The sequence below is a fragment of the Acinetobacter sp. SFA genome, from assembly GCF_001647535.1.
Lineage (GTDB): Bacteria > Pseudomonadota > Gammaproteobacteria > Pseudomonadales > Moraxellaceae > Acinetobacter > Acinetobacter pecorum.
Window position 1 is genome coordinate 263,276 of record NZ_LSZI01000017.1, and the last position, 9,550, is coordinate 272,825.

11 protein-coding genes are annotated in these 9,550 nt (G+C 43.5%); 9 read left to right on the forward strand and 2 right to left on the reverse strand.

The window, feature by feature from the left end:
• Positions 1–260: 260 nt before the first annotated feature.
• The 6 genes from AY607_RS09760 to AY607_RS09785 all read left to right on the forward strand — a co-directional run bounded on the left by AY607_RS09760 (position 261) and on the right by AY607_RS09785 (position 5,154).
• Positions 261–2,195: a lytic transglycosylase domain-containing protein gene (locus AY607_RS09760; protein WP_171255299.1), complete on the forward strand. Its 1,935-nt coding sequence runs from the start codon at positions 261–263 to the stop codon at positions 2,193–2,195.
• A 32-nt stretch (positions 2,196–2,227) separates the two neighbouring features.
• Entirely contained in the window at positions 2,228–2,866 is a 639-nt protein-coding gene (locus AY607_RS09765; protein ID WP_064102422.1) for a ribonuclease I, read from the forward strand.
• Positions 2,867–3,039: 173 nt separating this feature from the next.
• A complete protein-coding gene (locus tag AY607_RS09770; protein ID WP_064094489.1) occupies positions 3,040–4,026 on the forward strand; it encodes a malate dehydrogenase in 987 nt (328 codons plus the stop codon).
• A 173-nt stretch (positions 4,027–4,199) separates the two neighbouring features.
• Positions 4,200–4,478, forward strand: coding sequence for a DUF2789 family protein (locus AY607_RS09775; protein ID WP_064094488.1), 279 nt, complete (start codon positions 4,200–4,202; stop codon positions 4,476–4,478).
• A 48-nt stretch (positions 4,479–4,526) separates the two neighbouring features.
• Positions 4,527–4,781 carry a DUF2789 family protein gene (locus AY607_RS09780; RefSeq protein WP_064094487.1) on the forward strand — a complete coding sequence of 85 codons (255 nt, stop codon included), beginning with the start codon at positions 4,527–4,529 and terminating at the stop codon, positions 4,779–4,781.
• A 115-nt stretch (positions 4,782–4,896) separates the two neighbouring features.
• On the forward strand, positions 4,897–5,154 hold the full coding sequence (locus AY607_RS09785; protein WP_064102423.1) for a DUF2789 family protein: 258 nt from the start codon (positions 4,897–4,899) through the stop codon (positions 5,152–5,154).
• 91 nt (positions 5,155–5,245) lie between these two features.
• On the opposite strand, the gene AY607_RS09790 is transcribed toward AY607_RS09785, so the two are convergent.
• Both AY607_RS09790 and AY607_RS09795 read right to left on the reverse strand, forming a co-directional pair.
• Positions 5,246–5,773, reverse strand: a complete 528-nt coding sequence (locus tag AY607_RS09790) for a hypothetical protein (protein WP_064094485.1) — start codon at positions 5,771–5,773, stop codon at positions 5,246–5,248.
• 70 nt (positions 5,774–5,843) lie between these two features.
• The gene (locus tag AY607_RS09795) at positions 5,844–6,446 is read right to left on the reverse strand and encodes a 2OG-Fe(II) oxygenase (protein ID WP_064094484.1); all 603 of its coding nucleotides are present in this window, start codon (positions 6,444–6,446) and stop codon (positions 5,844–5,846) included.
• A 116-nt stretch (positions 6,447–6,562) separates the two neighbouring features.
• On the opposite strand from AY607_RS09795, the gene AY607_RS09800 reads away from it, so the two are divergent.
• The 3 genes from AY607_RS09800 to AY607_RS09810 are packed head-to-tail and all read left to right on the forward strand — an operon-like array spanning position 6,563 to position 9,382.
• Entirely contained in the window at positions 6,563–7,420 is an 858-nt protein-coding gene (locus AY607_RS09800; RefSeq protein WP_064094483.1) for a 23S rRNA (adenine(2030)-N(6))-methyltransferase RlmJ, read from the forward strand.
• 37 nt (positions 7,421–7,457) lie between these two features.
• Entirely contained in the window at positions 7,458–8,279 is an 822-nt protein-coding gene (gene pssA, locus AY607_RS09805) for a CDP-diacylglycerol--serine O-phosphatidyltransferase (RefSeq protein ID WP_064094482.1), read from the forward strand.
• 23 nt (positions 8,280–8,302) lie between these two features.
• The gene (locus AY607_RS09810) at positions 8,303–9,382 is read left to right on the forward strand and encodes a DUF6670 family protein (protein ID WP_064094481.1); all 1,080 of its coding nucleotides are present in this window, start codon (positions 8,303–8,305) and stop codon (positions 9,380–9,382) included.
• The last annotated feature ends 168 nt before the right edge of the window (positions 9,383–9,550 follow it).

Here is a 9,550-nt window from a genome sequence, read left to right on the forward strand (position 1 = left end):
AATTCACGGACTAAAATCTTGGAAAGGCGCATATTTTAGCAGGAAAGTCGCTTAAACTTATAGACTAAATTAACTGGGGAAAAATATTGATTTATGGACAAAAATTGTCTGTACATTAATATTGCTGAATCATAAGGTTACATAACTGAACAATAGAGTTGGTTATAATATTCCAACTACCTCTTATGATATGCAACACAGGCTAGGCACAAAATCGATGATAGATAGAAGGCAAAGGGATGTTGAAACACACTAAAACTATGAATAAATACTATAAATTAATTACTTTAAGTGTGGCGTGTATCTGTTCAGCAAGTACACAGGCAGCAGAAGAACAATTTAATGATGCTTTGCGTGCAGCCAATGCAGGCAATACTGAACTGTTACAGCAATACCGTCTATCCATGCAGAATGACGTCTTGGGCTATTATCCGGAATACTGGATTTTAAACCAGAATCTTGCCATGCAGCCTGTTAGCCAGATCATCAGTTTTGTACAACGTTATCCTCAATCTGCCATGGCCGAAAAGCTGGCAGCGGATTATGTCGAAGAAAAAGTAAAAATGGCAGACTTTGGCAATGCTCAGCCGGTATTGCCTTATGTGACCAATGCGGACCCTGCCGAAGCCTGTGCAGTGGCACAAGTACGTGCCAAAAGTGGCGATCAGCTGGTTTATGCCGAGTTTAAAGATGTCTGGCTAACCACCAACAGTCAGCCAGAGTCTTGTACCGGTTTGGGCCGGATGATGCTTTTCAGCCCACTGATGACCACAGAGGACCGCCAGCAGCGACTATGGGTTCAACTGCGTGCCGGACAGTCAGGGCAGGCGATTGCAACTGCACAAGGCATTGGTTTGAATCTGTCACTGGCTCAACTGAATTCGATTCAGGCCAATCCCACCAATTATTTATGGTCTGCGCCTAAAAGTACTGCAGCAGAGCATGCCTATCTGATTTATGCGCTGGGACGTCTGGCAGACAGTGATTTGGACTCGGCCTTGTCGATTGTAAAGCGGACTGCGGAAGGTACCCCCATACAGGTACAACGTGCCTTATACCGAACTGTAGGTTACATCGGTGGCACCACAGTCATGAAAAACAACTTCAATCGTGAAGTGTTGAATGCCTTTGATGCCAGCTATGGTCTGCCATTTAGTCCGGAAGAGGCCGAAATTTATGCACGTCAGGCAATTCGTTTTGGTGCCTGGGAAAGCCTGATTCGTGCCATAGACAATATGAGCGTCAACCAGAAGGAGGAGGACCGCTGGCAATACTGGCTGGCACGTGCCAGCGAACAGCGCTCGGATCGTGCATCAAAACAGGCAGCAGAAAGTATTTATCGCAAATTGGCAACGGGGGATGACTATCATAACCTTCTGGCACGCGACAGGCTGGGGCAGGTGACTGCAAGTACACCAAATCCGGTACAGCCTTCCAATCAGGCTATGCAGCGCTTGAATCAGGATATTCATTTCCGCCGTGCTTTCACCTTACGTAATATCAGTGCACCGGATAACTACATTAACCGTGAATGGAACTGGGCAGTGCGCCAGGCTTATCTGAAAAAAGACGATGATCTATTGCTGGCCGCCGCAAAACGTGCCATGGATATGGGCTGGTATGATCGGGCCATTTATGCTGCCGACCGCACCCTGAGCAAACATAACTACAATTATCGTTATCCAATGCCGCATCAGAACTACGTGGTCAGTCATAGCCGCAATGCCGGTATAGATCCGGCTTGGGCCTATGGCTTGATGCGTCAGGAAAGCCGTTTTAATACGACGGCACGTTCGCATGTGGGCGCGGGTGGTCTGATGCAGATTATGCCAGATACAGCCAAGCTCGTAGCGCGTCAAATGGGTGAAGCCTATAATCCGGCAGCACTCACCGATATGAATACCAATGTTCGTTACGGTACTTTCTATTTATCTACGATCCAGCGTCAGCTCAGTGATAATCCGGTTCTGGCAACCGCAGGCTATAATGCCGGTCCAAACCGTGCTCGCCGTTGGCAGCCCGAGTTTCAGGGAATGCCCGCAGATCAATATACGGAAAGTATTCCTTTACTCGAAACCCGAGATTATGTGAAACATGTTATGACCAATGCCACGCATTACGGTATTTTGTTAGGACAAGGAGCGCAGTCGGTGAGCAAGCGCATGCAGCTGATTCCATTGCGCAACACACAATAAGATTAAAATTATTGGGGGATAGTGATTTATTCATGAAAATAATGAAGGATCGTCAAGTCTGGACGGGATCGGCTGCGCTTGTGGTTTTGGCTGGCAGCTCGGCAGCATTTGCTGCACCGACAGAATATGTCATGGATGTACAAATGGTTCCGGCTTTCTGTGGTCTGTATCCGGAATATGCTAAGAAACGAAAATGTCTGGAAGGTTATTCGCTGAGTATCTCCGGCTTGTATCCTCAGACCACCTCGCAAAACTGCACAACCCACAGTTCTGCGAAACTTTCACCACTTCAGGCCAAAGTGGTAGCCAGAATTATGCCGGATGACAATACCCGTGCCATTTTATGGCGCAATGTCGGCGGCTGTTTGCCGATGAATGCCAGTCAGTATTTCCGGACAATCATCAATTATGCAGACCGGCTAAAAGTGCCAGAGGAACTGACTGAACAGGAAAATATTACGATTTCTGTGGATACGTTGCGTGCTAAATTCCTGAAAATTAACCCGCAATTACCAAGCAATGCTTTGAGATTTAACTGCCAGCAGGTACAGTCAGCCAGCGTACTCACTTCGCTCAAGGTCTGTTATCGTGCCAACGGCAATTACAAGTCCTGTCCTGCGAACATTATTAATACATGCCCAAAAATTGTCACAATAAAAGGAACATACTGAGCTTTTTTGCCGATTTGATTTATATTTCCTATCAGACTTTAGATGAAATCCTCCCTCTTTTATATGCATCTGCTCACGGATTGGAGTACAATCTTTGCCGTTTATGATTATTAAGATTAGATAGAACAGCTATTTAATCTATTATGACGATCCTCTCAATTGGAGATAATTACATGAAGCAACCTGTTCGCGTTGCCGTTACTGGCGCTGCTGGTCAAATTGGTTACAGCCTATTATTCCGTATCGCTAGCGGTGAAATGCTTGGTAAAGACCAACCAGTTATTCTTCAATTATTAGAAATTCCTGTTGAGAAAGCTCAACAAGCGCTTAAAGGCGTAATGATGGAACTTGACGACTGTGCTTTCCCGCTATTGGCAGGCATGATCGGTACTGATGATCCTAAAGTTGCATTCAAAGATGCTGATTACGCGCTTCTAGTGGGTTCACGTCCACGTGGTCCAGGCATGGAACGTGCTGATCTTCTTAAAGTAAACGGTGAAATCTTCATCGGTCAAGGCCAGGCACTAAATGAAGTTGCTAGCCGTGACGTTAAAGTTCTTGTTGTAGGTAACCCTGCAAACACGAATGCTTACATCGCAATGAAATCTGCTCCAGATCTTCCAGCGAAAAACTTTACAGCAATGTTACGTCTTGACCACAACCGTGCGTTGACTCAACTTGCTCAGAAAGCTGGCGTTGCAGTTTCTGACATCCAAAACATGACTGTTTGGGGTAACCATTCTCCAACTATGTATGCTGACTACCGTTTTGCTAACGTAAACGGCGAAAGCTTGAAAGACAAAATCAACGATGCGGAATGGAACAAAGACGTATTCCTTCCAACCGTTGGTAAACGTGGTGCTGCGATCATCGAAGCACGTGGTCTGTCTTCTGCTGCTTCTGCTGCAAACGCTGCAATCGATCATATGCGCGATTGGGCTCTTGGTACAAACGGCGAATGGGTAACTATGGGTATTCCTTCTGACGGTTCTTATGGTATCCCTGAAGGCGTAATGTTCGGTTTCCCTGTAACTTGTGAAAATGGCGAGTACAAGATCGTTCAAGGTCTTGAAATCGACGAATTCAGCCGTGAGCGTATCAACTTCACGCTAAATGAGCTTGAAGAAGAACGTGCAGCAATTGCTGACATGGTTAAATAATTTAGTTTTTAACTAAGTTAGAAAAAAGCACTCCATCCGGGGTGCTTTTTTTTGCTCTTACGTTAATGAACAAAAAATAACAAGCTGTGAAGGAGAGACAACTGAGTTTTCGCCATGGGCAATCTAATGTAGAAACAAGATTCAAAATTAAAGAGAAAACGGAGGTTAGTCCGATGTTAGAGCAACGCCCCACCTTCGAACTTTTTTTTGAGCAGCTAGGTCTGGATTCAAGCCCGGAAGCTATGGATGAGTTCATTCGTACGCATCAAATTGGCATGGATGTACCACTGCATAAAGCTCCTTTCTGGAGTAAATCACAGCATGACTTCTTGATCGGTCACTGGAAGAAAGATGATGACTGGGCCATTTTTGTGGATGTATTGAATGAACAATTACACATCGAAGCAGAAGGTTCAGGATCCTGTGATATTCCTGCTCATAAATCAACCTGATTCTAATTTGAACGCGATCATAATTTAACACCACAATGGAGTCTACTCATGCTTATGGAACAACAATTAACTTTGGAATTGCTATTTGAACAGTTGGGCCTGCCTTCTGACGATGCCTCAATTACCGAGTTTACCCAAACTCACCAATTGCCTTCTGAGGTCGCATTACCAGATGCAGAGTTTTGGAGTGAAGGGCAAAGTGCCTTCCTGCGTGAACATTGGCATCAAGATGATGAGTGGATTGTTGTTATTGATAAACTAAATCAGTTATTACACGTGGAAAGTGACAAGCAGAGTGCTTGAGCATGGTTATACAAAAAGACACAACAAACCTAGTCAAATGACTAGGTTTTTTTTGCCCTATCTTATAAATTAGATCTATAAATAATTACAATTTATCTGATATAAGGAGGGCGCGATGCTCACAAAGAACCCACCATCCTTAGAACTTCTGTTTTCTCAGCTTGGTCTTGCCAATAGTCCTGCTGCTATTGAACTGTATATACGCACCCATCAACTGCCGGCGAGTCTCTCTTTACACGATGCGCCGTTTTGGAACAAAGCCCAACGCTCCTTATTGATTAGCCATCTGGTACACGATGATGACTGGGCAATCTGGGTAGATGAGCTGAATCAGCAATTGCACATGGACGCTTATAGACGTCAGCCTGCATGATGACTATTCTCTTGCTTTTTTGTTTTTTCCAATAAGATCATATTGTTTCCATAAAAAAACGCCTCATGTGAGGCGTTTTTTGCAATGCTGCTTAATGCATTTTGCTTTTTAATATTTTGCTAAACCATTCATGCTGACGATAATCGTTAAAAGCAGGATGCTGCTGTAATAATTCCAGTTCAAACTCGGCAGTGGTGGTGTACTTACCTAACCAGTGGCGGGTCAGTGCCGGCTCATTTTTACTGGCACTGGCATAGGCCAGAAAGAAATAAATATCGCCATGCTCATAACGGGCCATCGGTTTTAGAATTTGCTGGGTAATCAGGGCAAAATGCGGCTCTTTGGTCAATTCAAAGAACATCATATAGGCCTTGGCCAGATGCAAAGATAGATTGATATACATGCTCAGCGGCATTTCCTCAAATTCGATCCGGCCTTGTTCCAGCAACACTACGGCTTCTTGCAGAAAATGTCGCTGTTCCTGACGCAATTCACTCAAAGTCACCAGTTGTAAACGAAGATCAGCACGTTCAAGCGTTAATTCTGGCGTATTGCCTTGCAAATACAATTGGTCAGTTTCACCCAGACGTTGAATAATCTGTTTGGTCGTTAATCCCATCAACGCAATCCTCATTTCTCAATAATGGCTATATGAGGCTCAAAATTAAAATTTAAAGCGTCAGGCCGTATTAGAGCAATGCCATATCACTTCTGAGCCAGGCGGTAATGGATAGACGTTGTTGCTTAGAGATCAAGACTTCATGTAATAGGTCGCTCTGGAACAACGCCATCCGGTTCGGCTGGGGCTGGATAATATGCCACTGGCTGTTTTTATCTTGTAGGCGCAGTTCACCTCCCCAGTCTGCCTGCCAATGTTCATGCAGATAATACACACTGGAAATCATCCGGCCATTTTTTCCTTGCGGATTGTCACGGTGCAGGGCATAGAACTCACCCGCGTTATAGCAAGCGAAATGTGCTTCGACATCTTTGATGCCTAAATAAAACGCGCGGTTTAAAACTTGAGAAAATTGTTGAAGAGTCTGGATGTGCAGGTGGGAAATTTGAAATTCAGGTTGTAACCAAAGAATATGATCACTACGGATATTGTTAACGACGCCATTTTGAATGGCTGCATTACGAAATTCGTTTAAGTGGCTTAAGCATTCTTGACTCACTGCATGTTGATATGCGCTAGAGTAAGCATCGTCAACAATACTAAAGCCATGTTGATCTAAATCGTCTAAGATTTGATCAACATTCCAATCCCCTGGGATGATAACAGCTTCCATCTTTTCAATTCTCGACAATAGGGTAAAAAAGGTTCGTTATTTTAGGGTAAGAATCGTGCCTGAACGAAACTATTTTTCATGTTAAAATAGATATTGATATTAGGAATTAATGAAACATGAATTACCGCCACTCTTACCACGCAGGCAACTTTGCCGATGTCATGAAGCACGTTTTATTGCTTCAGTTGTTGACTCGACTGAATGCAAAAGACAAACCTTATCGCTATGTAGATACACATGGTGGTGCAGGTAAATATGATTTGTCGACTGCCGAAGCGCAAAAATCAGGTGAGTTTTTGAACGGTATTCATCGTCTGGTTAAACTCGACGATTCGATCAAGCGTAATGCGCCTGAAGGTGTACAACAATACTTAAAGATTGTTGAAAACATGCGTGAAAACTTTGGTAAGGGTGCTTATCCTGGTTCGCCGTGGTTTGCCCTGGAAGGCATGCGTGAGATAGATAGGGCAACGATTTTCGAAATGCAGCGTGATGTGTTTCAGCAGCTTCGCCATAATATTTTTGACAAGCGTGCAGGTTTACATGAACGTGATGCGTACGAAGGTCTGTTAGCGGTCATTCCACCGAAAGAAAAACGTGGCCTGGTAATGATCGATCCGCCGTATGAGCTGGAGCGTAAAGATTTTCCGCAGTTGGTGGAATTGCTGGTTGCTGCTTATAAGAAATGGCCGACAGGTGTGTTCGCGGTTTGGTATCCAATTAAAGACCGTGCCATGATTGAACGTTTCGAGAAAAAGATGTTCAAGACCGGTATCCGTCGTCAATTGATTTGTGAAGTCTGTGTATGGCCGGATGATACGCCTGTCGGTTTGAATGGTTGTGGTTTACTGGTGATTAACCCACCTTGGAAATTTTCTGAAGATGCTGATGAAGCGCTACAATGGTTATTCCCGCATCTGCGCATGAGTGAAAATGGTGGTCATGCTGCAGTTCGCTGGTTAGTAGGCGAATAATTTTTTAAAGATCAGGTCATAGCTAGGATCGACAAGAATGACAAATATAAGCAAACCGGAACGTGATTCTTCAACTGAAGCGCCTTTTGATGGCATTACCTTTGAGGTGGAAGAAGAGGAACATACTCAGGAAGGGCAAAAAATTAAGCGTCGAGGCATCTATCTATGGCCGAACCTGATTACAACCGCCGCGTTGTTGGCAGGTTTTTACTCGATTATTGCCAGTATGAATGGCAATTTTCAGCAAGCTATTTATGCAATCTTTATTGCAGCATTACTGGATGGTCTAGATGGACGCGTGGCACGTGCTATTGGTGCACAAAGTCCATTCGGTGAGCAGTTTGACTCGCTTTCAGATATGTTGGCTTTTGGTGTGGCACCTGCCATCTTGATGTACAGCTGGGGCTTAAGCGATTTGGGGCGGATCGGTCTGGCAGCCTGTTTTGTTTATACTGCGTGTGCTGCGTTCCGTCTGGCACGTTTTAATGTGCAGATTGGTGTGGTTGATAAACGTTATTTTATTGGTGTCGCAAGTCCTCTGGCTGCCCTTATGATTGTGTCACTGGTCTGGGTTGGTCTGGATTTTCCAGAAATTTTTGATATTCGTGAACCCTCTCTTCAGGTTATCAATGCCGTGGTCATTATTGCGGTGGGGCTGTTGATGATTTCCAATATCAAATACTATTCATTTAAAACTGTAGAGCGTAAACGGGTACCATTTTTTGTGTTACCGATTGCGGTGTTTATCTTTGCAGCGATCACTTATAATATTCCTGTGGGGATTTTAGTAATCTCCATCATCTATGCCCTGTCTGGGTTTATTACTACCTTTATGGCAAAAAGACAGAGCGCCTTATAAAAATATAAAATAAGGAGTTTGAGATGCGGTTTCTTCAAGATTTTTTAGATCGTTCGAAACAGCTAAATCAGACTCCTGCTGTTTCACAGCACAATCTTGCCTATCATGGGCCAAACCAGAAATATAAAATTATTCATCAGGGTCTGATCCTTCCGGATCTGCCGGCACCGCTCCATTATCTGAATTTTCTGAGTATTATCGGACAACCTAATGCACCAATGCTGGCGAATCCGAGTGCTATTCAAACCAATGCACTAGACACAGTGACGGTAATCTGTAGTACCAGTCCGCATATGGCGGGGCACTTGAACCGTTATTCAGTCAAAAAAGATTGCAAATTTCAATATAGTCTTTTTCAGTTTTTAGACCGTGAAAAACTGACTGGTGATTTTCCGCATTTTCGCTTACAGCGTTTTGACTCGGAATTGAGCTTTGATCTCAGTATTCATACGACCAATCTGATTTCGCACTTTACCCAAATGCGCTTTGCTTTGGCCGATCATTGGTCTTTGCTTTGTTATTGTCAGGGCACTTTACATTATAAAGATCAGAAATATCTCATCGAAAGTTTGGGGAGCTTTGAGTTTGCGCGCAGTTTCAATTTTCCCTATCTACCTTTAGCTTTTTTAACTTATCAAATTATTAATCTGAAAGAGGGGCGGCAATTATTGCTGGTCCAAATTCGGGATGGTCTAAACAGTATTATTCAATCCAGGATATATCTGCGTGACCTGAAAAAAATGACCAACCAGATGCTCGACCAGAAAGTCTACTTTAAGGTGCATCGGGTTTATCCAAGTGTCATGACACCAAATGGGCAAAAAATGTATCTGCCACGTGAATTTGAATGGTGTTATGAAGATGACAAGGGCATGAAAATTTGGCTACAAGGACAAAGTCGGGGAGACTTCAAGTTTGGTCTCGCTGCTGGTTATGTAGGAAGCTTTAATTACCAAGTCAGCATTAATGGAGAAACTGAGCATGGGGAAGGGGGCTACTGTGAATATATAGATTGCCGGTCTTTACGTTTTCAAGAACAGAATAAAACTGAAAAACTGCTAGGTAATTTGTCCAATTCTGTCCCCATAATGCTAAAAAAATGAAAAAAGCATGGTTTTTGCAGAAAAAACAAACAGTCATTAGGTTTTTATTGAATTATTTAAAAAATGGGGTTGCAACCCCTCTGAAATGCTGTAGAATGCACATCCATCGGCGGTGATGAAGATTAAAACTTCTGATAAAACAGTGACTTAGTTAAGATTGATTGAGTT